Source organism: Sinomonas cellulolyticus (genome assembly GCF_014656475.1).
In the GTDB taxonomy this organism is placed as follows: domain Bacteria; phylum Actinomycetota; class Actinomycetes; order Actinomycetales; family Micrococcaceae; genus Sinomonas; species Sinomonas cellulolyticus.
Window position 1 is genome coordinate 15,868 of the sequence record NZ_BNCM01000013.1, and the last position, 20,819, is coordinate 36,686.

Here is a 20,819-nt window from a genome sequence, read left to right on the forward strand (position 1 = left end):
GGTTCACCGCCCCATCTGTCGGCCGGCCATCTGCTCCAGGCGCGCGATCCGGTCTGCCATCGGCGGGTGAGTCGCGAACATCCGGGCGATCCCTGCGCCGCGGAAGGGGTTCGCGATCATCAGGTGGGAGGTGTTGACCAGCTTCTGGTCGCCGGCCGGCAGCGGCGCGCGGCCCACGCCGCGCTCGATCTTGTCCAGTGCCGAGGCCAGCGCGAGCGGGTCTCCCGTGAGCTGGGAGCCGTCCTCGTCGGCATCGTACTCCCTCGTGCGCGAGATCGCGAGCTGGATGAGGGACGCGGCGAACGGCGCGAGGAGGCTCAGCGCGAGCAGCGCGAAAGGGTTGGCGTTCCGGTCGCGGTCGCCGCCGCCGAAGAACATCGCGAACTGCGCCACGGAGGTGATGACTCCAGCGACGGCGGCGGCGATCGAGGAGGTGAGGATGTCCCGGTTGTAGACGTGCATGAGCTCGTGGCCCAGCACCCCTCGCAGCTCGCGGGCGTCGAGGAGGCGGAGGATGCCCTCGGTGCAGCAGACCGCGGCATGCTGTGGGCTTCGGCCCGTGGCGAATGCGTTCGGGGACTGGGTGGGCGAGATGTAGATGCGGGGCATCGGCTGGTTGGCGCGCTGGGACAGCTCGCGGACGATCTGGTACAGCGCCGGCGCCTCCGCCTCCGTCACGGGGTACGCCTGCATGGAACGCAGCGCGATCTTGTCGCTGTTCCAGTAGCTGTAGAACGTCATGGCCAGCCCGAGGGCGGCGAAGATCCAGATGGGCGTCCCGCTGCGCGACCAGACGCCCACGAGGGCGCCCAGCCCGAGGAGCACCGCCCAGAGCACGCCGAACAGTGCCGCTGTCTTGAGCCCGTTGTAGTGGTTGTGCACAGTTACCTCCGCCCTTCCCAACGATTCATTCATACCCCGCGGTTCCTGTTTCCGGCAGGGAGTTCCCTGAGTCGGCCGCCTTGTCGAGCAGCCGGTCGAGGACCGTGAGGAAGACGGGGTTCGAGAGGATGCGGAAGTGGCCCACGAGCGGCAGGCAGATGTTGCGCGCTCCCTCGAGCCGCGTGCCGCCCACCACGATCGGGTCCACCTCGGCGCCGATGGACACGATTGAGGCGTTCACCGCCCTCTCGGCCGCGAGCGCGAGCATCACGGGGTCGCTGGCGCCGAAGGCGCGCAGCGCCGGCGTCGGCGCCACCCGCGAGAACGGGTGGCCGCTGTATGGGGTGGAGACGGAGATCATCCCGCGCACGAGGCCCGGTTCGGTGACGAGCAGCTCCTTGCCGATGAGGCCGCCCTTCGAGTGGGCCACGACCAGCACATCCGAGAGCCCCAGCTCGCGGAGGCGGCCGGCGACGAGGGCCGCCGAGTCGGGGATCGTGCGGAGGTTCCAGCCGAGCTCCTCCACCACCGCGACCTGATGTCCGCGCTCCTCGAGCCACCGGCGCAGGGGGTCCAGGAACGCTGCAGGCTCGTAGATCCCCGGGATGAGCGCGACGGCGGGCGGCCGGCCCCCGCGGGGAGGCTCCGACGTCGTGCGCACCGTGGGCGTGCCCGCCGGCCCCTCGGCGATGCGCCTGCCACGCCGGGCCCTGAGTGCCGCCACCTGGCGGGCGGCGGCGTAGGCGGCGTCGAGCGCAACGCCCCACGCGATCCAGCAGGCCCTTCCCACCTGGCGCAGCAGCGGCTTCGGAGGCGGCGAGCCGTCCACGGCGCTCACCGCAGGGCCACCCGTTCGACCTCGGCCTGCAGACAGGCCGCCACCGCCGCCGCGCCCCGGTACATGAGCACATGCGCCTGGGAAGGGACGGCGCAGGCGCGGGCAGCGGGAGCGGCCCGGGCCAGCCGCTCGATCCACCGCTGGGGACTGATGCGGTCCCGCGCGCCCCGCATGAGGAGCACGGGCGCGGTGACGAGCGGGAGCCTCTGCTCGATGCGGTGGGCCATCATGGAGCGCACCGTGGTGAGGTACCAGCGCTGGCCGCACCGGGCGTAGTCGCGCAGGATCGTTGCTGCCACCACGGGAGGCTCGGTCGCGGTGTCCCAGGCCAGCCGGAGCCCCTGGCGCACGGCACCGTGGGCGGCGTCGTCCACCGTGGGGGCGAGGAGGGCGAGCAGCGGGATGCCAGGTCGCTGGAGGGCCATCTCGACGACCACCTGTGACCCCATCGAGTGCCCCACGAGGATGGGAGACACCACACCGAGCTGGTCGAGGGCCGCCCAGACGCAGGCCGCGAAGTCCTCGATCGAGAGCCGCCGCGGTGGTTTGGGGCTGCGGCCGAAGCCTGGCAGCTCGACGGCATGGACGCGGTCGCGGAGCGCCAGCTCCTCGGCGAGCGGCCCGAAGTAGGCCGGCGATACGCCGATGCCGTGGACGAGGACGTAGTCCCGCGGCCCTTTGCCGCCCGAGCAGACCCGCATCCTGTGGCCATCGGCGACCAGGGCGCGCTCCTCGAACCCTCGCATGAGCTTCCCCTTCCGATTGAGCCCAGCTTACGAGGTGCGAGCTTAGGCTCGCCTTATTGTGAGTTCCTCAAAATAAGTGCTGTAATGGGGCCATGGAAGCGAGCACCGAGCACAGCGGCTGGGCCTCGGCCCTGCGCGATCACGGCCGCAGGGTCACCCGGCAGCGCCTCGCGGTCCTCGACGCCGTCGATGCCCACCCGCATTCCTCAGCCGAGGCGATCCTTGCCGCAGCCCGCGAGGACCTGCCGGACATCACCCCGCAGTCCGTGTACGTGGTGCTCGGCGACCTCACCGACCTGGGGATGCTTCGCCGCTTCGAGCCCCCGCACTCCCCCGCGCTCTACGAGACCAGGGTCGGCGACAACCACCACCACGCGATCTGCTCGGTCTGCGGCCGCGTCGAGGACGTCGACTGCGCCGTCGGCCATGCCCCCTGCCTGACCCCCAGCGACACGCACGGGATGACGATCGTCATCGCGGACGTCACCTACGTGGGCGTCTGCGCAGAGTGCGCCGCGAAGGGCGCGCCCACGCCGGCCGCCTGAGCACCCACAGACTTCCCTCCCACGGAAACCGAAAAAGCGCATGCGCAGAAGGCATGCGCGGAACAGAAGGAGAGATATGACGGTCAACTACTCGACCACCCAGTCCGGGGCCCCGGTCGCCTCGGATGCGCACGCCCAGTCCGTCGGCGCTGACGGCGCGATCATCCTCACCGACCACTATCTGGTCGAGAAGCTCGCGCAGTTCAACCGCGAGCGCGTCCCGGAGCGCGTCGTGCACGCCAAGGGCGGCGGTGCATTCGGCGTCTTCAAGACCACCGACGACGTCTCCAAGTACACCAAGGCCGCGCTCTTCCAGCCGGGTGTCGAGACCGACATGCTCATCCGCTTCTCCTCCGTGGCCGGCGAGAACGGCTCGCCGGACACGTGGCGGGACCCGCGCGGCTTCGCCGTGAAGTTCTACACCACCGAGGGCAACTACGACCTCGTGGGCAACAACACGCCGGTGTTCTTCATCCGCGACGGCATCAAGTTCCCCGACTTCATCCACTCGCAGAAGCGCCTCCCGGGCAGCCACCTGCGCGACGCGGACATGCAGTGGGACTTCTGGACCCTCTCCCCCGAGTCCGCCCACCAGGTCACGTGGCTCATGGGTCCGCGCGGACTCCCGAAGACGTGGCGCAACATGCAGGGCTACGGCTCGCACACCTACCAGTGGATCAACGCCGAGGGCGAGCGCTTCTGGGTCAAGTACCACTTCCACACGAACCAGGGCGTCGAGAGCCTCACGGACGAGGAGGCCGAGCGCCTCGCGGGTGAGAACGCGGACTACTACATCCAGGACCTCTACGAGAACATCGCCGAGGGCAACTTCCCGAGCTGGGACCTCTACGTGCAGGTGATGCCGTACGAGGAGGCGAAGACCTACCGGTACAACCCGTTCGACCTCACCAAGACGTGGTCCAAGAAGGACTACCCGCTGATCAAGGTCGGCACGATGGAGCTCAACCGCAACCCGGAGAACTACTTCGCGCAGATCGAGCAGGCCGCGTTCGCGCCGTCGAACTTCGTCCCCGGCATCGCGGGCTCGCCGGACAAGATGCTCCAGGCGCGCATCTTCTCCTACGCGGACGCGCACCGCTACCGCGTGGGCACCAACCACGCGCAGCTGCCGGTCAACGCCCCGAAGAACGAGGTCCGCAACTACAGCCAGGACGGCGCGGGACGCATCTCGTTCAACTCGGCCTCGACGCCGGTCTACGCGCCGAACTCGTTCGGCGGCCCCGCTGCCGTCGAGCCTGCCGTGGTCGGTGGCGGCTGGGAGAACGACGGCGAGCTGACCCTCGCCGCCCACTCCCTCCACGCCGAGGACGGCGACTTCGTACAGCCGGGCATCCTCTACCGCGAGGTCTTCACCGACGCCGATCGGGAGCGCATCCTCGCGACCCTCACGGGCGCCGTGGGCGGCGTGAAGAGCGCCGAGATCAAGGAGCGGGCCATCCAGTACTGGACCAACGTGGACGCCGAGCTCGGCGCCAAGCTCCGCGCGGAGCTCGGGAAGTAGCAGCCCCGCTCGGAGCCGGCCCCCGCCAGGGCACCGGCCCACGGGCGCTGGAGGCGGGAGGGCCCCGGTGCACACGCACCGGGGCCTTCCCGTCGCTGGCGAAGCGACGAGTTCTCCCGCGAGACCTGTTCTCTCCGGACTACGGGCCGGCGTGCTGGGCCACGGCGTCGAGCCGGGCCATGACGGCGTCCGCGAAGAGGCCGAACGAGTCGAGGGCGGCCTCCCTGTCACCCGTGAGGACGAAGTCGTAGAGCAGTCCCATCACCGTGGCGATGTAGAGGCGCGCGAGCGAGCAGGCCTGCCCGGCAGGGACCCCGCAGCTCTGGAGCCACTGGGCGAGGAAGCTGCGCCAGTGCTCATGCTCCTCGACTCCGAGCCGGCGGGGACGCTCCGCGACGACGTCCTGGACCGACGCCTCGAACTCGAGTCGCTGCAGGTGGCGTCCCCGGTGGTCGAGGCACAGCTCGAACGCCCTGCGCGCCCAGTCCAGGAACTCCTCGCGGGACGCCCCGCGCGGCGCTCCCGTCTCGAGCGGCTCGTAGCGCCGCATGATTCCGCGGATGATCTCGGTGACAAGTTCCTCGCGGTTGCCGAAGTGGTAGACGAGCACGTAGCTGCTGATACCGAGCCCGTCGGCGATGCTCCTGAAGGTCAGGTCGGCGAGCGTGGAGCCGAGGAGGTGGTCGAGGATCTCCTCGAGCAGCTCATGCTTCCGCTCCGGCCGTGGTGGTCTCGCCATGCGCTCTATCCTAGACGCAAACGCTCACCTCTGTGACAAGATCTGTCTACTGCGTTTCTGTGATTGCTTCACGCTGGGCGGCAAAGCGCTCGTTCAGTCGCGAGTGGCGCTGCCCGTAGGCGAAGTAGATGATGAGGCCGATTACGAGCCATCCGGCGAAGTAGATCCAGGTCTCGACGGCGAGATTGGTCATGAGGTACAGGCACAGGACCGCTGAGACGATCGGCAGGACCTTGCCGAACGGGACGCGGAACGCCGCCTTGAGGTCGGGGCGCTTACGGCGCAGCACCATGACGCCGAGGCTCACGACCACGAACGCGGAGAGGGTGCCGATATTGATCATCTCCTCGAGGACGTCCACCTTGGTCAGACCCGCTACGAGTGCCACGAGGACGCCGCAGAGGATCTGGAGGCGGGCAGGGGTGGAACGCTTCTCGCTCGTCACCGACAGCGCGCGGGGCAGCAGTCCGTCGCGGCTCATGGCCAGGACCACGCGGGCGAAGCCCATGAGCAGGACCATGATCACGGTCGTGAGGCCCACGAGGGAGCCGAACGCGATGACCTTGGCGGCGTCGGTGTTGCCCACGGCCTCGAACGCCGTGGTGAGGGTCGGCTGATCCGCAGCCGCAAGGGTCGTGTAGGGCACCATGCCGGTCAGGGCGAGCGAGACGAGGATGTACAGGAGGGTGACCACGGCGAGGCCGGCGAAGATGCCGCGCGGGAGGGTCTTCTGCGGGTTCTTGACCTCCTCGGCGCTCGTGGCCACGACATCGAACCCGATGAACGCGAAGAACACGAGGGCCGCACCGGCGAACACGCCGAACAGGCCGTACTGGGCGGGGGCGGCGCCCGTGGCGAACGCGAAGAGCGACTGCTTGAGCACCGCGGTGGTGTCAGCGGACTGGGCGGGGACGGCGCTGGGCACGAACGGGGAGAAGTTCTCCGCCTTGATGTAGAAGAAGCCGACCACGATGACGAACAGCACCACAGCGATCTTGATGATCGTGAAGAAGTTGGCCACGCGCGCCGAGAGCTTGGTGCCGAGGACGAGGAGCGCGGTGAAGACCGAGACGATCAGGAACGGCCCCCACACGAGCTCGACCGGGCCCAGCTGGATGCTCGGCGGGACGTCGACGCCCACGAGGGAGAACACCTTGCTCAGGTAGAGGCCCCAGTACTTCGCGACCACGGCGCCGGCGGTGAAGAGCTCGAGGATGAGGTTCCACCCGATGATCCAGGCCAGTACCTCGCCCATCGTCGCGTACGTGAAGACGTAGGCCGATCCCGCCACGGGGATCGCCGTGGCGAATTCCGCGTAGCACATGATCGCCAGGGCACACGCGACCGCGGCGATCGCGAAGGAGACCGTCACGGCCGGGCCGGCAAAGCTCGCAGCGGCCTTGGCGCCGACCGAGAAGATGCCCGCGCCGACAGCCACGGCGACACCCATGATCATGAGGTCCCACGCGCTCAGCGAGCGCTTCAGCCGGCGGCCCGGCTCGTGGGTCTCGGCGATCGTGGCCTCGATCGGCTTGGTGCGGAAGATCTGCATCCTGGACTCCTGATGCTGGTGGACAAAAACCAATCCACTCTACGGGTCCACGCTGTGAGATTCTCAGACGGTCTCATCATGCGAGACAGCGGCCATCCCGGACGGCAGCGCTCCCGGCTTCCTACTGCTGGTTCTGGCCCTTCCGCGATATGCGCACCATGTCCTCGCGCGGCACCACCTTGACCCGCTCGCGGGCGACCGGCGCGCCGGAGCCCGCGGCAGCCCCGCCGTCGGCCGCCGCCTGGGTCCACGCCTCGCCGAGCGCCCTCTCGTGGGCATCGAGCTCGTTCCAGCCCTCCCACGTCGTGTACTCGACGCCGCGCTCCTCGAGCAGCCCGATGATCGCATGCTCGTCCGGGTTCTCGGCCGGCGGAAGGGTGTCCCGGTCCTCGAGCAGGCAGCCGATCGTCTCGAGGGCATCGCCCTTCGTGTGCCCGATGAGGCCGACAGGCCCGCGCTTGATCCATCCGGTCGTGTAGAGGCCGGCAATCGGGGCGCCGTCCTCGTCGAGGACGCGGCCGCCCTCGTTCGGGATGACTCCGCGCCGCGCGTCGTACTGGATCTCGGCCAGCTCGGAGCCCCGGTAGCCGACTGCGCGGTACACGGCCTGCACCGAGTAGTCCTCGTACTCGCCCGTGCCGTGGACGTTCCCGGTGCCGTCCAGCTCCATCCGCTCGAACCGGATCCCCGCGACCTTGCCGGGGGTCTCCGGCGAGTCGTAGATCTCGACCGGGCTCTGCAGGAAGTGGAGGTGCAGCCGCCGGGAGGCGCCCGTGTCCTGGTCCTCGGCGATCCAGTTCGCGAGCGTGTTGACCATGGTCTTGACCTGGTTGTTCGTCTTGATCGCCTCGTCCGAGGCCTCGTCGAACTCGAAGTCCTCCGGATACAGGACGATGTCCACATCGCGCGCGTGGGAGAGCTCCCGCAGCTCGAGCGGGGTGAACTTGACCTGGGCCGGGCCGCGCCGGCCGAACACGTGCACATCCGTCACGGGGCTCGCCTTCAGGGCCTGGTAGACGTTGTCCGGGATCTCAGTGACGAGGAGGTCGTCGGCGTGCTTGGACAGCATGCGCGCCACGTCGAGGGCCACGTTGCCGTTGCCGATCACCGCGACCTCGCGGGCCGTGAGGGGCCACTCGCGGGAGACGTCGGGGTGGCCGTCGTACCAGGACACGAAGTCCGCACCGCCGAACGAGCCCTCCAGGTCCACCCCGGGGATGTCCAGCGGAGCGTCCTTGAGGGCACCGGTGGCGAAGATCACGGCGTCGTAGAAGCCGCGCATGTCCCCGAGGGTGAGGTCGCGCCCATAGGTGACGTTGCCGATGAACCGGATGTCCCCGCGGTCCAGGACCTTGTGCAGGGCCGTGACGATGCCCTTGATGCGCGGATGGTCCGGCGCCACGCCGTACCGGATGAGCCCGTAGGGCGCCGGGTACTGGTCGAAGAGGTCGATGCTGACCTTCAGGTCGCCGTCCTTGACCTCGCTCGACTTCGTGAGGATGTCCGCCGCGTAGACGCCGGCGGGGCCTGCGCCGATGATGGCTACGCGCAGGGCGCGCTGGAGGCCGGGCTGCGCCGCGCTGATGGCGGGGGCTTCGGACACGTCGGATTCCTTCCGGTGGACTGCGCGCGGTTGGCCGCGCACAACCTCCTAGTGTAGTTCTCGTGCAGACGTCCACGCTCCTCGGGCTCGGGCCCGGGGTCGTCGTCGCCGTCGTGCTCCTCGCCGCGCTCGCCGCCGCCGTCCACCGGTGGGCGCTCGACGGCGGGTGGCTCCCGCCGCTGACGGCGAGCCTGCGCGCCGTGGGCCAGCTCGCCGTCGTCGCCCTCCTCGTCTCCCGGCTGGGGCAGAGCCCGTGGCTCGCGCTGGCCTTCACCTTCCTGATGTTCGCCATCGCCACTGCCACGACCGGGCGCCGCGTCGACCCGACGCGATGGTGGTTGGCCGCCGCTCCCATCGCCGCGGGAGTGGTCCCGGCGGCCGCAGTGCTCCTCGCGACCGGGGTGCTGCCGTTCAGCGGGCTGGCCGTCATCGCCATGGTCGGGCAGCAGGTGGGCGGCGCGATGACCACCGCGAGCCTCGCAGGGCGCCGCGTCTCCGCCGAGATCCTCGGGCGGCATGGCGAGGTGGAGGCCGCCGTGGCACTCGGGTTCGAGTGGCCCGCAGCCCGGCTGCTGGTCGCGAGGCACACCGCCCGGGAAGCGCTCGTGCCTCCGCTGGACCAGACGCGCACCGTCGGCACAGTGACCCTGCCGGGCGCGTTCGTGGGCATGGTGCTCGGTGGAGCCAGTCCTGTGGATGCGGCGATCGTGCAGCTCGTGGTCCTCGTCTCGCTGCTGGCCGTGGACGCGATCTCCGCCGCGGTGTCGCTGTGGCTGTGCACGGCTTTCGCGTGGGGGCGCCCCGGATGAGATCCGGCCCGGCGTCAGCCCCTGCCTTTGCCCTTGCGGGCGGGGGCCAGCGGCGCGACCGGCTGGTTCGGCGTCGTCGCCGGCGTGCCGCCCTGCTGCGGGGCGCTCGGCTGCTGGCCGTTCTGTTGCGGGCCGCTCTGCTCAGGGCTGCTCGACGCCTTGCCCCCCGTGATGAGGTTCTGGGGCGGGGTGGTGAAGCTGCCGTCGTCGTAGAGCGCGTAGACCTGCTGCATGTACCTGGCCCACTGGGGACCGGCGATGTAGGCACCGTCGACTACCGGGTAGAACCTGCCGTTGACCGTAAGGTCGCGGCCCACCCTGGCGGTCGAGTTGAACGGGTCCCCGAAGAAGGAGGCGGTGGCGAGGCCCTTCGTGTAGCCGACGACCCACGTCTGATTGTTGAGGTTGTTGGTTCCGGTCTTCATGGCGTACGGCACGCTGAGCTTCTCCGGGATCAGGAGGCCGGACCCCTTGGTGACGACGTCCTGGAGCACATTGGTGGCCGCGGCGGCGACGCCCGGGCTGAGCGAGTTCGCGTGGCAGTCCTGGGCCTGCCCCCCGATCCGCTGGCCGTGCGCGTCGTCGACCTCGGTGATGGAGATCGGCGCACAGTAGGTGCCGTCGGCGGCGAACGTCGCGAAGGCATTGGCCATAGACAGGGGTGCGACATTCTCGCCGCCGAGCAGGTCGCCCAGAATCGACATGTCCATCTTCTTCCCGGAACCCGCGCCTTCGTGCAGACCGAGTGCGTCCGCGGCACGCTGGATGTCGCAGAAGTCGTTCAGTCCGGCGGCCGAGGCGAACGTGGCAGTGTTGATCGAGTTGTAGATCCCCTCGCGCACCGTCATGGGGTGGTAGTACCCGTCGGAGTCGTTCTGCAGGTCGACCGAACCAGGCACTGAGCTGTCGTAGTACCCGACGACCTTGCCGCACGTGTCGTGCCAGGGGTAGTTCTGCGGGTACACGCGACGCGAAGCGTCCACAACCTGGTCTGTCGGCTTGCCCTCGTTGAGCCACGCCGTCAGGGTCACCGGCTTCAGGGTCGAGCCTGGCTGCATGCCGCCGACTCCCCCGAGGGAATTGCCGTTCGCGTCGGCACTGTCGACATTGAAGTTGTACGTCGTGACGAAGTCGCTGCCCTCGCCCGCGAGCATGCGCGAGTTCTGGGCCATGGCCACGACCTTGCCCGTGCCCGGCTGGACCGTCACGAGGGACGTGCCCCATTTGTCCGGATGGGAACCCGTCGTCGCGTCGACCTGGGCCTGGGCGGCCTTCTGGAGGCGCGGGTCCAGCGTCGTCTTGATCGTGAGGCCTCCGCTGGTGACCCTGTCGAGACGGTCCTGGGGCGTCGCCCCATAGTCCGGGTCGTTCTCGATCTCGTGCAGCACATAGTCGCAGAAATACGGGGCCTCGGCCGCGTACTGGCACCCCTGGCGGGGCGGATTGAGCTTGAGCGTCAACGGCGCCTTGACCGCCTGGTCGTGCTGCGCCTGATCGATGTAGCCGTGCTGGAGCATGGCGTCCAGGACGAGGTTGCGGCGCGCGACGGCCCGGTCCGGGTACTGGCTCGGGTTGTAGTAGCTGGGGCCGTTGACCAGTCCGGCCAGCAGCGCGGCCTGAGGCAGTGACAGGTCCTTGGCATCAGTCGAGAAGAAGTACTGGCTCGCAGCCTCGACGCCATAGGCGTTCCCGCTGAAGGGCACGATGTTCAGGTAGCCCTGGAGGATCTGGTCCTTGGACATCTTCTGATCGAGCGCGATGGCGAGCTTCATCTCGCGCAGCTTGTCGCCAACGGTCTTGTAGCCGTTGAGGACTACGTCCCCGCCCTTGCCCTGGACCACCAGATTCTCGTTCAGCACGTTCGTCACATACTGCTGTGTCAGAGTAGAGGCACCCTGGCGGCCACCGCCCGCGTCGATGGTGAGCGCGCGCAGGATGCCGAGAGGGTCCACACCGCCGTGCTGATAGAACCGGTAGTCCTCGATGGCCACGATCGCATTGCGCATATTCATCGACATCTGGCTCAGCGGGATGTCGGTGCGGTTCTCGGTGAAGAGGGTGGCCAGCGTCGATCCGTCAGCTGCCAGGATGCGGGTCACCTGTGAGGGAGGTGCGGTCGTGAGCTCGCTGGGAAGACTGTTGAAGAACTGCACCGAGCCGTCCGTCATGGCGCCGGCCGTCGTCGCAGCCGGGACCATCAGGCCCGCCACGAGGACTCCGCAGAGCGCGCTGACGCCCAGGAACACCAGCACCTTCCCCAGAGTGGTGCTGGTGTCAAGGAACCGCGCCGGTCGGGTCGATGTGGGTCTGGACGCCATGGACCGAATCATGCTGGCATGGTTCTAAGACGATTCTAAGATTGTTCACGGACCCTGAAGCTCTGATATCAGCTATGGAATAGCAGCGGCACCGGGCGAGGTTGTTACGGTCGTGACCGAGACCCCCCACAGCCCGTCGGGCCAGCGTGCCACCCGTTCCCCCGCCACAAGCGGACTCCTCTATGGAATCGGAGCGTACGGCCTCTGGGGCCTGCTCCCTCTGTACTTCCTCACTCTCGCCCCCGCCGGGCCTGTGGAGATTGTGGCCGGACGTGTCCTGTTCTCCCTCGTGGTCTGCTTCGCGCTCATCGCGGCGACCCGGGCGTGGCGCGCGCTCGGAGCCGTGTTCCGCAGCGGACGCACGTTCTGGGCTCTGGCCTTGGCCGCGGCACTCATCGCCGTGAACTGGCTGACCTACACCTTCGGCGTGCTCACCGGGCACACGATCGAGGCCGCGCTCGGGTACTTCATCAATCCCCTCGTCTCCGTCCTGCTTGGAGTCCTCGTGCTCAAGGAGCGCCTGAGGCCGCTCCAGTGGACCGCAGTCGGAATCGGAGCGATCGCCGTCGTCGTGCTCACCGTCGCCTATGGGCAGGTGCCGTGGATCGCGCTGATCCTCGCCTTCAGCTTCGGCTTCTATGGGCTGGTCAAGAACCGCGTCGGAGCGAAGGTGGACGCTGTCACGAGCCTCACCGTCGAGACGGTAGTGCTGAGCCCCGTGGCGCTCGCAGTCATGGTCTGGCTTGGGGGCGCCGGCACGTTGACCCTGTTCGCAGACGGGACGGCCCACTTCTGGCTGCTCGCCGCGAGCGGCCTCATCACGGCCGTGCCGCTTCTGTTCTTCGGCGCCGCGGCCCGGCGCCTGCCCATGACCACCGTGGGCCTCCTGCAGTACATCGCCCCGCTCCTGCAGTTCATCATGGCAACGACCATCCTGGGCGAGCACATGGCGCCCGAGCGGTGGATCGGCTTCGGGATCGTCTGGCTCGCCCTCGCCATCCTCACGGCCGACATGCTGCTCGTGGCCCGGCGCCGCCGCACGTCGCTGCGCGCGGCGGGACTCGCCGCGGAAGCCGCGAGCGCGCCCTCCCGGGCCGGGTAAACAGGCCCTCAGCGGCACAGCAGGCCGTGCCGCTGGCCTGCTGTGCCCCTCCAGGCCTGCCATGCCGCTCAAGGCCTGCCGTGCCGCTCAAGGCGGCCCGCTGTGCGATCCGCCCCGTCAGGCTGACAGCTTTCGCGACCTCGCGAATGCGGCCTCGAGCCTGGCGGCCAGGCTCCACGGTGCGTCGAGGTCCGACCAGCGGGCCCTCACGACTATCCAGCCCTCTTCCGTCAGTGCTACCTCGCGCCTGCGCTCCAGCAGCAGGGCCTCCTGAGTCGGACGATAGTCGAAGTACTTCGAGTCGCCGTCGAACTCGAGGATCACCAGCAGCTCGGGCCACGCGAAATCGGCGCGGAACACTCCGTGGGGCGTGAGGATGCCGTACTGCAGCTCGGGAGCCGGAATGCCCGCCGCAGCAAGGGCCAGCCGCGTCCGGGTCTCGCCTGCGGACTCGGCCCGCGCATCGAGCACCGCAAGCAGGTCCTCCACCCTGCGCGATCCTCGTACTGCTCCGCTCCGCTCCGCGGCAGCACGGATCCGCTCGATCGTCACCCCTCGACGCAGTGCGCTGTCTCCGACGATCGCGGCGCGCTCGATGTCCAGGGTGCGGGCACAGTCCGCGACCGCCCGTTCCACACTCACCGCTGTGGCGATGCGGCCCGGTGCGAGCGCCACTCGTGCCAGATCCATCTCGGGCACCGCGAGCGAATGTGCCACGACGTCGGCTCCGTGACTGGTCTTCGATCCGGAGTACGGCACCGTGACGTGAACCTTCGGGCCGACGTCCCACGTGCTGAGGCCGTGAGCGCGTGCGCCCGAGGTATGGCTGTAGACGGCGGCGCCGTTGGTCGATAGCCAATGCGCCTCGATCCGCAGCCGGTCCTGCTCCCAGGGCCTCAGCGCACGCCAGATGGCACGGCGTGCATACACGCCGCGCCGCAGCCGGACGAGTTCCTGCCGCTTGACTGCCTCGGTGAGGACCCGATGGTCGATTCCGCGTGCTGCGAGGTCGCGGGTCGAGGCGACAGCAGCGTTCGGCCATCGCACATCGAGCAGGGCAGTCAGGCGGGAAGCGCTCATGTGTCGAGTCTTGCGGCGGGTCGCCCCGGAGCCGCCTCGGTTCAGACCCATGTGGACAACTCCGTCGCCCATCGAGGTCCCTTTGCGCCGCTCGCCGGCACCGCACCGCCACGGCTGGCCACCAACGGACACGCCAGGCTCCATGGCACACAGCAGGCCCCGGCCGACGCGACAGGCCGTGGGCGGCATAACAGGCCGGCGGCACGGCCTGCCATGCCGCCCACGGCCTGCTGTACCGCCCACGGCCCGGCCTCGCTGGTCCCGGCCGTGCCGTACGGTCTGCCACGCGGCTCAGCCGCGCTCCGCGGTATACCGCGCTGCGAGGCCTACGCGCCGCATGCGCCTGCCGGTGATGAACGTCCCAGCGCCGAGGTAGGCCACGAGGGCCAAGGCACCGATCACGGCGACGAGAGCCGTGCCGCCCCCTGCCGCATGCGTGATGAGTGCCGCGAGCGTCCCCGCGACCATGGAGTTGAAGCACGCGAGGAAGAACGACGTGCTCGAGACGGCATGAATGCCGACAGTGCGTGTGGCCCCCATCCAGTACGTGTCGAAGACGCCCTGCCTGTCATCGCGCCCGGAGGTCACGAAGGTGCCCTGGACCTCGGGGGCCAGCTCAGCGTACGCGCCCCGGAGGCGGTTCATCCCGACGATCAGGTTGTGGTCCTCCTCGCTGCCGAGGGAGACGCGCAGGAGCGTCAGGGTCCCGAGCACGAGCAGCACCGACGACAGGCCGATCGCCATGACCCAGAATCCCTCGCCGAACCCGGTCGCCTGCGCCACCAGGGCCAAGACGACGAGCGCCGCCGAGGACACCGTGAGGTGGATGCTGATGCGGTTCATCAGCTCCCCCCAGAGCACCGAGCGGGTCGCGAGCAGGCTCCAGTGCTCGGTCGCGAGGATCTGGGCCACGACCGCGGGGGGCGTGGCCGGCGCGGCATCCGGCGGGGTCGGGGCGAGGCTGGTGTCGTCCGGCGCGGGGACCGGGAGGGGCGGCGCGGCATGGGGTTCGGCGCTCATGGTCCATGGTCGTCCCGGCCCGCGCGGGCCGTAAAGCCTCGGGCCGCCCACGCCGCCCGTGCCGCGCACGACGGAGGCCGCGCACCTCGAGCGTCAGGCGCCGCCCGGCGTCGTGCGCACCACGACGGAGGCGAGCCGCACGCCGGTGGACGCCCCGACGATCCTCAGGATCACGGCCTTTCCGACGACGTCGCGGACGAGGCGCTCGAGGTCCTCCTCCGGGGCCGCGCCCTCGGCCTCGACGTCCAGGGAGATGCCCGTGGAGCGGGTGAGTGCCTCGTCGAAGCCGCCGTCCGCGCGGACCTGGACCCGCCCGAGGGTGATGCCCGCGGCCGCCGCCGCGCCGTGCAGGTCGTTGAACACGCACGCGGCCATGGCCAGGTGCAGGAGGTGGCCGCCGGACGGGACCGCGAGGTCCACCTCCGCCGCGCCGGTCCTGTGGTGGCGGATGACGAGGCCCTCGGTGGGGACGGCCTCGCCCTCCCGACCCGGCGCCGTCGTGATGCTTGCTGCGAAGTCCATGGCTGCCTCCTGGATGCCTGGGGCTCTGCTCCCCCGAACGGTTCTGCTAGCCGAGGGGGTGGGACTCGACCTGCTCGTAGTCGCGCGGGATGACAACCATGGGCACGGGCAGCGAGCGGAGCACCTTGTTCGCTGTGGAGCCGAGGAACAGCTGGTTCTTCTGGGCCAGGCGGCTCGAGCCGATGAGGGCGAGCTCACCGTCAAGCCAGTCGATGCTGTCCACGGCCTCCTCGAAGGTGCGGCCGTGGGCCACCTCGACGGCCGCCTCGTGGCCCGCGGGCAGACGATGGGCGGCAGCGGCGAGCACGGTGTTGGCGTGGCGGTGGGCCGCGTTGATGTTCTCCCCGAACGCGTCGGCCCGCTCGTCGAGTTCCACGAGCGAGACGAAGCGCAGCGGCACGTTGCGCCTCCGTGCGGCGATCAGTGCGACGTCGACCGCCGCCTCGGAGCCCTGCCGCTCGCCGATGAACGCGGTGATCCGTTCGATGGGATCCGTGCGCTGGTAGCCGCGCGGTGCGAGAGCCACCGGGACGGGCGAGGCGTGGAGGAGGGCGTTGGCCACCGACCCGACGGTATAGCGCTTGAACAGGCCGTTGCTCGCGGCGCCGACCACGATCAGCGCGGCCTCGAACTCGACGGCCGCCTCGATGAGCGTCGCGGCGAAGGAGCGGCCGTGGCGCACGTGGAAGGTGGCCTCGACGTCTTCGGGCACCAGGGACAGTGCTTCGCGCTGGGCCGTCAGGGTGCGCTGTTCTTCGGCGTGCACCCGCGGGCCGTCCGGATTCGCCGCGATGTAGGGCGCGTCCTGCGAGAGCACGAGCATGAGGTCCAGGGAGGCGTCCTGGGCTCGGGCTATCGCCACCCCCAGCGCCACCGCATCCGCACCGCGCTGGTCCGGCTGGTATCCGACGACATAACGCATGGCCTGTGCCTTTCGTAGGTCGAGTCACGGCAGACAAGCGAGGGCGCCCGGGACTGCCGGGCACCCTCGTCCGGTCTGCGGCTGGTACCGCAGACTCTACCGGTCGCTATGCGACGGAGCGGATTGCGGCCTCGAGGACGTCCAGCGCGTCGCCGAGCAGCTCGTCGCCGATGACGAGCGGCGGCAGGAGGCGGACCACGTTGCCGTAGGTGCCGCAGGTGAGGATGATGACGCCTTCCTTGAGGCAGTACTCGGCGACCTTCTTGGTGGCCTCGGCGTCCGGGACCTTCGCCGCGCCGTTGCCGGCCTTGACGAACTCGAGCGCGAGCATGGCTCCGCGGCCGCGGACGTCGCCGATGATGCCGTTCTCGCCGAGCTCGGCCTGCAGCTTGGTGAGGCGCTCCTTGACGATGCCCTCGATCTCGCGGGCACGGCCGCGCAGGTCCTGCGTCTCCATCGTCCCGATGGCAGCGAGGGCCGCAGCGCACGCGACGGGGTTGCCGCCGTAGGTGCCCCCGAGTCCTCCGCCGTGGACGGCGTCGAGCAGCTCGGCGCGGCCGGTCACGGCCGAGAGCGGCATGCCGCCGGCGATGCCCTTCGCCGTGGTGATGAGGTCCGGCACCACGCCCTCGTGCTGGACGGCGAACCACTCGCCGGTGCGCGCGAAGCCCGACTGGACCTCGTCCGCGATGAAGACGATGCCATTCTCCTTGGCGAACTCGGCGATCCGCGGCAGGAACCCCTCGGCGGGGACGATGAAGCCGCCTTCTCCCTGGATCGGCTCGATGAGGATGGCCGCGATCTGGTCGGCCCCGATCTGCTTGCTCATCATGAGAATGGCCCTCTCGGCCGCCTCCTTGCCCGTGATCTGCGGGTTCTCCTCGCGGAACGGGTAGCTCATCGGGGCGCGGTAGACCTCGCCGGCGAACGGGCCGAAGCCGTGCTTGTACGGCATGGCCTTGGCCGTGAGGCCCATTGTGAGGTTGGTGCGGCCGTGGTACGCGTGGTCGAAGGCGACGACGGCGCTGCGGCCGGTGGCGACGCGGGCGATCTTGACCGCGTTCTCGACGGCCTCGGCGCCGGAGTTGAACAGCACCGTGCGCTTGGCGTGCTCGCCGGGCGTGAGCTGGTTGAGCTTCTCGGCAACGGCGACGTAGCCCTCATAGGGGGACACCATGAAGCACGTGTGCGTGAAGTGCTCGACCTGCTCCTTGACGGCACCCACCACGGCGGGGTCGGAGGCGCCCACGGTGGTCACCGCGATGCCGGAGCCGAGGTCGATGAAGGAGTTGCCGTCCACGTCGTGGATGATGCCGCCGTCGGCGTCCGCCACGTACACCGGCACGGACGAGGCGACGCCAGCGGCGACGGCCTGGGCGCGGCGCTCTGCCAGCTCAAGGGACTTGGGTCCGGGGAAGTCCTTGAGGACCTTGCGCTTCTGCTCGAGTCGGTACTGGATGTCCATGGGGGGTGTCCTTTCGTCCGTCCCAACGTAATGCGAGCAGGACCACACGGTGAATGGCCAATCGCATGATTCCCGCTCCCGGGCGTAGTGCGATCAACCAGCCTCCGTCCCTATAGTTGGAGGCATGGCTCTGACCCTTGCGCAGCTCCTCACGCATGCCGATCTCGGCCTCCGGCTCGCGGGCTCCGCTGCGGTGGGCGCCGACGAGATCCGCTGGGTGGCGGTGACGGAGCTCGAGAACCCTGCGCCGTTCCTCACGGGCGGGGAGCTCGTCCTCACCACAGGCGTCCGCCAGCGCACGGCGACGGAGCAGCGCAGGTTCGTGCGCGTCCTCAAGCGCGCGGGCGCACTCGGGATCGGCTTCGGGATCGGCCTCGGCCACGACCAGATCCCGCCTGCCCTCATCGCGGAGGCGAACCGGTGGAACGTGCCCGTCCTCGAAGTCCCTTATCGGACCCCCTTCATGGCGATCGGCAAGCTCGTCGCCGACTCCCATTCCGCAGACCACTACGCGAGCCTCGAGCGGCTCATCGGGGCGCACCAGGTCCTCGCCCGCTCGCTCCTGACCGGCGGCGGCCTGCCGGACCTGCTCAAGCACCTCGGCGCCATGCTGCGCACCGACCTCGTCCTGACCCAGTTCACCGCGCAGGTCCACTCCTCGAGCCCGGAGTCCGGCATGCCGACCATGGACCGCTGGGTGCCGTTCCCCGTGCCCACCGGGCGCCGGGACGCCTGCACGCTGTGGGCCAAGAAGCCCTTCGAGGACACCGGCATCATCTCGTACGCACAGAACCTCATCAGCATCGAGCTCAACAACCTCATGAAGCAGCGCCAGTCCCAGCGGGCCCTCGCCGGGCAGGTGATGAACGACGTCGTGCGCGGGACCCTCGAGACCGACGAGGCGTCACGCCGCCTCGCCGGGATCGACGTGAACTCCACCCGGCGCAACGTGGTGCTGCTCGCCGAATCAGCCGCGCACCACAAGGCCCTGCGCGGCGTGACGCTCCCAGCGGCGCTCGAGGGCGCCGTCACGGCGATCCTCGATCGGGATCTCCTCGTGGTCGTGGAGGACGACGGCGCGCGGGCGCCCAAGCTGGGACGCCTCCTCGCGGACCACCTCACCGAGGCGGGCATCCATGCCACGATCGGGATCGGCGGCTCGTACACGAAGCCCAACGGCGTCCGGTGGAGCTACTTCGAGGCCAAGGAGGCGGCCAGCCGCGGGCTCGAGGTGAACGAGCCGGAGCGGCTGAGCATCACGTCGCTGCTGCTCGCGAGCGAGGACGTCCCGCTCGCCGACATGGCCGGAGAGGCCATCGGCCCGCTGACCCGGTTCGACCGGCAGCACGGGGCCGAGCTCGTGCACACGCTCGAGACCTACCTGGCGCTCAACGGGTCCGTGGCGCAGGTGGCCGAGAAGCTCAGCCTGCACCGGAACACCGTGCGGTACCGCCTCGGGCAGATCGCGGAGCTGACCGGGTATGACCCGGCCGTCACTGCCGACCGCGTCCAGCTCTTCCTCGCCCTGGCCGTGCGGAAGGTCGCCAGGGCGTAGGGCTGCCGTCCGTCCGGGAACCGCTTCCTGGGAAGCGGCTCCCAGGCCGAGGGGCTAGTTGGTCGGAGCGCCCGTGACAGCGGCGCCGTTTGAGACGGCCACCATCTCCTCGCGCGCCACGACCTTCACACGCTCCCGGGCCACCGGCCCACGGTGCGTCTGCGCCGGTTCGGCGGCGGCGCCGAGGGCCTTCTCGTGCGCGTCGAGGGCGAGCCACCCCTCCCACGTCGTGTACTCGACGCCGCGCTCGGCGAGCAGGTCCGTCACCGCCTCCTCGTCCGGCACGGCCGCGGCCGGGAGCTCCTCGCGGGCCGCGAGGAGGTGGTTGATGGTCTCAAGCGCGTCGCCCTTCGTGTGGCCGATGAGGCCAACCGGGCCGCGCTTGATCCAGCCGGTCGCGTAGAGGCCGGGGACGTGGGCGCCGTCGGCGTCCAGAACGCGGCCGCCGTCGTTCGGGATCACGCCGCGGCGGTGGTCGAACTCGACGTCTGGCAGCGCCGAGCCGAAGTAGCCGATGGCCCGGTACACGGCCTGGACGGGGTAGTCGACGAGCTCGCCGGTGCCGCGGACGTTCCCGGTCCCGTCGAGTTCCTGCCGCTCGAACCGGATGCCGGCCACCTTCCCCGGCGTCTCCGGGGAGTCCACGATCTCTACGGGGCTCTGCAGGAAGTGGAGGTGCAGTCGGCGCGAGGCGGTCAGCTCGGCCGGGTCCTCGGGCTGCTCGGCGATCCAGTTCGTGAGGGTGCCGACCATGGTCTTGACCTGGTTGTTGGTCTGGATCTCCCGGTCGGAGGCCTCGTCGAACTCGAAGTCCTCCGGGTACAGGACGAGGTCCACGTCGTGCGAGTGCGAGAGCTCGCGCAGCTCGAGCGGGGTGAACTTCACCTGAGCGGGGCCGCGGCGCCCGAACACGTGCACGTCGGTCACCGGGGACTCCTTGAGGATCCGGTAGACGTTGTCCGGGATCTCGGTCACGAGCAGCTCGTCGGCATGCTTGGAGAGGACGCGGGCGACGTCGAGCGCGACGTTGCCGTTGCCGATCACCGCGATCTCGCGCGCCTCGAGCGGCCACTCGCGGGGGACGTCGGGGTGGCCGTCGTACCAGGACACGAAGTCGGCCGCGCCGAACGAGCCCTCGAGCTCGACGCCCGGGATGTTCAGGTCCGCGTCCTTGACGGCGCCCGTCGCGAAGATGACCGCGTCGTAGTGGCGCTGCAGGTCGGCGAGGGAGAGGTCCGTGCCGTAGTCGACGTTGCCGAAGAAGCGGATGTCGCCGCGGTCCAGGACCTTGTGCAGCGCAGTGACGATGCCCTTGATGCGCGGATGGTCCGGGGCGACGCCGTAGCGGATCAGGCCGTAGGGCGCCGGGTACCGGTCGAAGAGGTCAATGCTCAGGGCCAGCTCGCCGGAGGCGACGGGCGCGCTCTTGGTGAGCAGGTCGGCCGCGTAGACGCCGGCGGGGCCGGAGCCGACGACGGCGACACGCAACGGACGCTGCTGTGACGGGCGCTCGGCGGAGCCGCGGGCTGCGCTGGTGGACTCGGGAGTGTTCGACACGGCTGTGTTCCTTCGGTTTCGTTCGCTGGGCCGGGGGGGTTC

The 20,819-nt window shown here is 69.7% G+C and carries 18 protein-coding genes; 5 read left to right on the forward strand and 13 right to left on the reverse strand.

Annotated elements, in window-relative coordinates; genetic code table 11:
• Positions 1-3: 3 nt before the first annotated feature.
• Genes htpX through IE231_RS14720 form a run of 3 tightly spaced genes read right to left on the reverse strand, consistent with a single transcriptional unit; the run spans position 4 to position 2,466 of the window.
• Positions 4-882 (reverse strand): zinc metalloprotease HtpX, encoded by an 879-nt coding sequence (htpX, locus tag IE231_RS14710; protein WP_189694817.1) that lies wholly within the window; start codon positions 880-882, stop codon positions 4-6.
• A 25-nt stretch (positions 883-907) separates the two neighbouring features.
• Entirely contained in the window at positions 908-1,720 is an 813-nt protein-coding gene (locus tag IE231_RS14715; RefSeq protein WP_189694743.1) for an esterase/lipase family protein, read from the reverse strand.
• On the reverse strand, positions 1,717-2,466 hold the full coding sequence (locus IE231_RS14720; protein ID WP_189694744.1) for an alpha/beta fold hydrolase: 750 nt from the start codon (positions 2,464-2,466) through the stop codon (positions 1,717-1,719). The genes IE231_RS14715 and IE231_RS14720 overlap by 4 nt, the downstream gene beginning before the upstream one ends.
• A gap of 92 nt (positions 2,467-2,558) precedes the next feature.
• On the opposite strand from IE231_RS14720, the gene IE231_RS14725 reads away from it, so the two are divergent.
• Both IE231_RS14725 and IE231_RS14730 read left to right on the forward strand, forming a co-directional pair.
• Positions 2,559-3,011, forward strand: coding sequence for a Fur family transcriptional regulator (locus IE231_RS14725; protein WP_189694745.1), 453 nt, complete (start codon positions 2,559-2,561; stop codon positions 3,009-3,011).
• A gap of 76 nt (positions 3,012-3,087) precedes the next feature.
• Positions 3,088-4,533 carry a catalase gene (locus IE231_RS14730; protein WP_189694746.1) on the forward strand — a complete coding sequence of 482 codons (1,446 nt, stop codon included), beginning with the start codon at positions 3,088-3,090 and terminating at the stop codon, positions 4,531-4,533.
• Positions 4,534-4,672: 139 nt separating this feature from the next.
• Here IE231_RS14730 and IE231_RS14735 read toward each other — a convergent pair whose 3' ends face one another.
• The 3 genes from IE231_RS14735 to IE231_RS14745 form a co-directional block, all read right to left on the reverse strand.
• A complete protein-coding gene (locus IE231_RS14735) occupies positions 4,673-5,272 on the reverse strand; it encodes a TetR/AcrR family transcriptional regulator (protein WP_189694747.1) in 600 nt (199 codons plus the stop codon).
• A gap of 46 nt (positions 5,273-5,318) precedes the next feature.
• Complete coding sequence (locus IE231_RS14740; protein WP_189694748.1) at positions 5,319-6,824, reverse strand: APC family permease; 1,506 nt, start codon at positions 6,822-6,824, stop codon at positions 5,319-5,321.
• Between the two features lie 121 nt (positions 6,825-6,945).
• Positions 6,946-8,427: an FAD-dependent oxidoreductase gene (locus tag IE231_RS14745; protein WP_229867069.1), complete on the reverse strand. Its 1,482-nt coding sequence runs from the start codon at positions 8,425-8,427 to the stop codon at positions 6,946-6,948.
• 62 nt (positions 8,428-8,489) lie between these two features.
• Between IE231_RS14745 and IE231_RS14750 the strand changes: the two genes are divergently transcribed.
• Entirely contained in the window at positions 8,490-9,236 is a 747-nt protein-coding gene (locus IE231_RS14750) for an ABC transporter permease (RefSeq protein WP_189694749.1), read from the forward strand.
• A 14-nt stretch (positions 9,237-9,250) separates the two neighbouring features.
• Here the strand turns inward: IE231_RS14750 and IE231_RS14755 are convergent, their stop codons facing one another.
• Positions 9,251-11,554 (reverse strand): transglycosylase domain-containing protein, encoded by a 2,304-nt coding sequence (locus IE231_RS14755; RefSeq protein WP_229867072.1) that lies wholly within the window; start codon positions 11,552-11,554, stop codon positions 9,251-9,253.
• Between the two features lie 112 nt (positions 11,555-11,666).
• Here IE231_RS14755 and rarD point away from each other — a divergent pair, with 112 nt between their 5' ends.
• Entirely contained in the window at positions 11,667-12,656 is a 990-nt protein-coding gene (rarD, locus tag IE231_RS14760; protein ID WP_229867074.1) for an EamA family transporter RarD, read from the forward strand.
• 117 nt (positions 12,657-12,773) lie between these two features.
• Here rarD and IE231_RS14765 read toward each other — a convergent pair whose 3' ends face one another.
• The 5 genes from IE231_RS14765 to gabT form a co-directional block, all read right to left on the reverse strand.
• Complete coding sequence (locus IE231_RS14765; RefSeq protein WP_189694751.1) at positions 12,774-13,736, reverse strand: type IV toxin-antitoxin system AbiEi family antitoxin domain-containing protein; 963 nt, start codon at positions 13,734-13,736, stop codon at positions 12,774-12,776.
• 291 nt (positions 13,737-14,027) lie between these two features.
• Positions 14,028-14,756: a hypothetical protein gene (locus tag IE231_RS14770; protein WP_189694752.1), complete on the reverse strand. Its 729-nt coding sequence runs from the start codon at positions 14,754-14,756 to the stop codon at positions 14,028-14,030.
• A gap of 93 nt (positions 14,757-14,849) precedes the next feature.
• Complete coding sequence (locus tag IE231_RS14775) at positions 14,850-15,278, reverse strand: OsmC family protein (protein WP_189694753.1); 429 nt, start codon at positions 15,276-15,278, stop codon at positions 14,850-14,852.
• A 46-nt stretch (positions 15,279-15,324) separates the two neighbouring features.
• Positions 15,325-16,200 carry a universal stress protein gene (locus IE231_RS14780; protein ID WP_189694754.1) on the reverse strand — a complete coding sequence of 292 codons (876 nt, stop codon included), beginning with the start codon at positions 16,198-16,200 and terminating at the stop codon, positions 15,325-15,327.
• A gap of 106 nt (positions 16,201-16,306) precedes the next feature.
• Positions 16,307-17,665, reverse strand: a complete 1,359-nt coding sequence (gabT, locus tag IE231_RS14785; RefSeq protein ID WP_189694755.1) for a 4-aminobutyrate--2-oxoglutarate transaminase — start codon at positions 17,663-17,665, stop codon at positions 16,307-16,309.
• Between the two features lie 124 nt (positions 17,666-17,789).
• On the opposite strand from gabT, the gene IE231_RS14790 reads away from it, so the two are divergent.
• A complete protein-coding gene (locus tag IE231_RS14790) occupies positions 17,790-19,220 on the forward strand; it encodes a PucR family transcriptional regulator (protein WP_189694756.1) in 1,431 nt (476 codons plus the stop codon).
• Positions 19,221-19,274: 54 nt separating this feature from the next.
• Here the strand turns inward: IE231_RS14790 and IE231_RS14795 are convergent, their stop codons facing one another.
• A complete protein-coding gene (locus IE231_RS14795; RefSeq protein WP_189694757.1) occupies positions 19,275-20,777 on the reverse strand; it encodes an FAD-dependent oxidoreductase in 1,503 nt (500 codons plus the stop codon).
• Between the last annotated feature and the right edge of the window lie 42 nt (positions 20,778-20,819).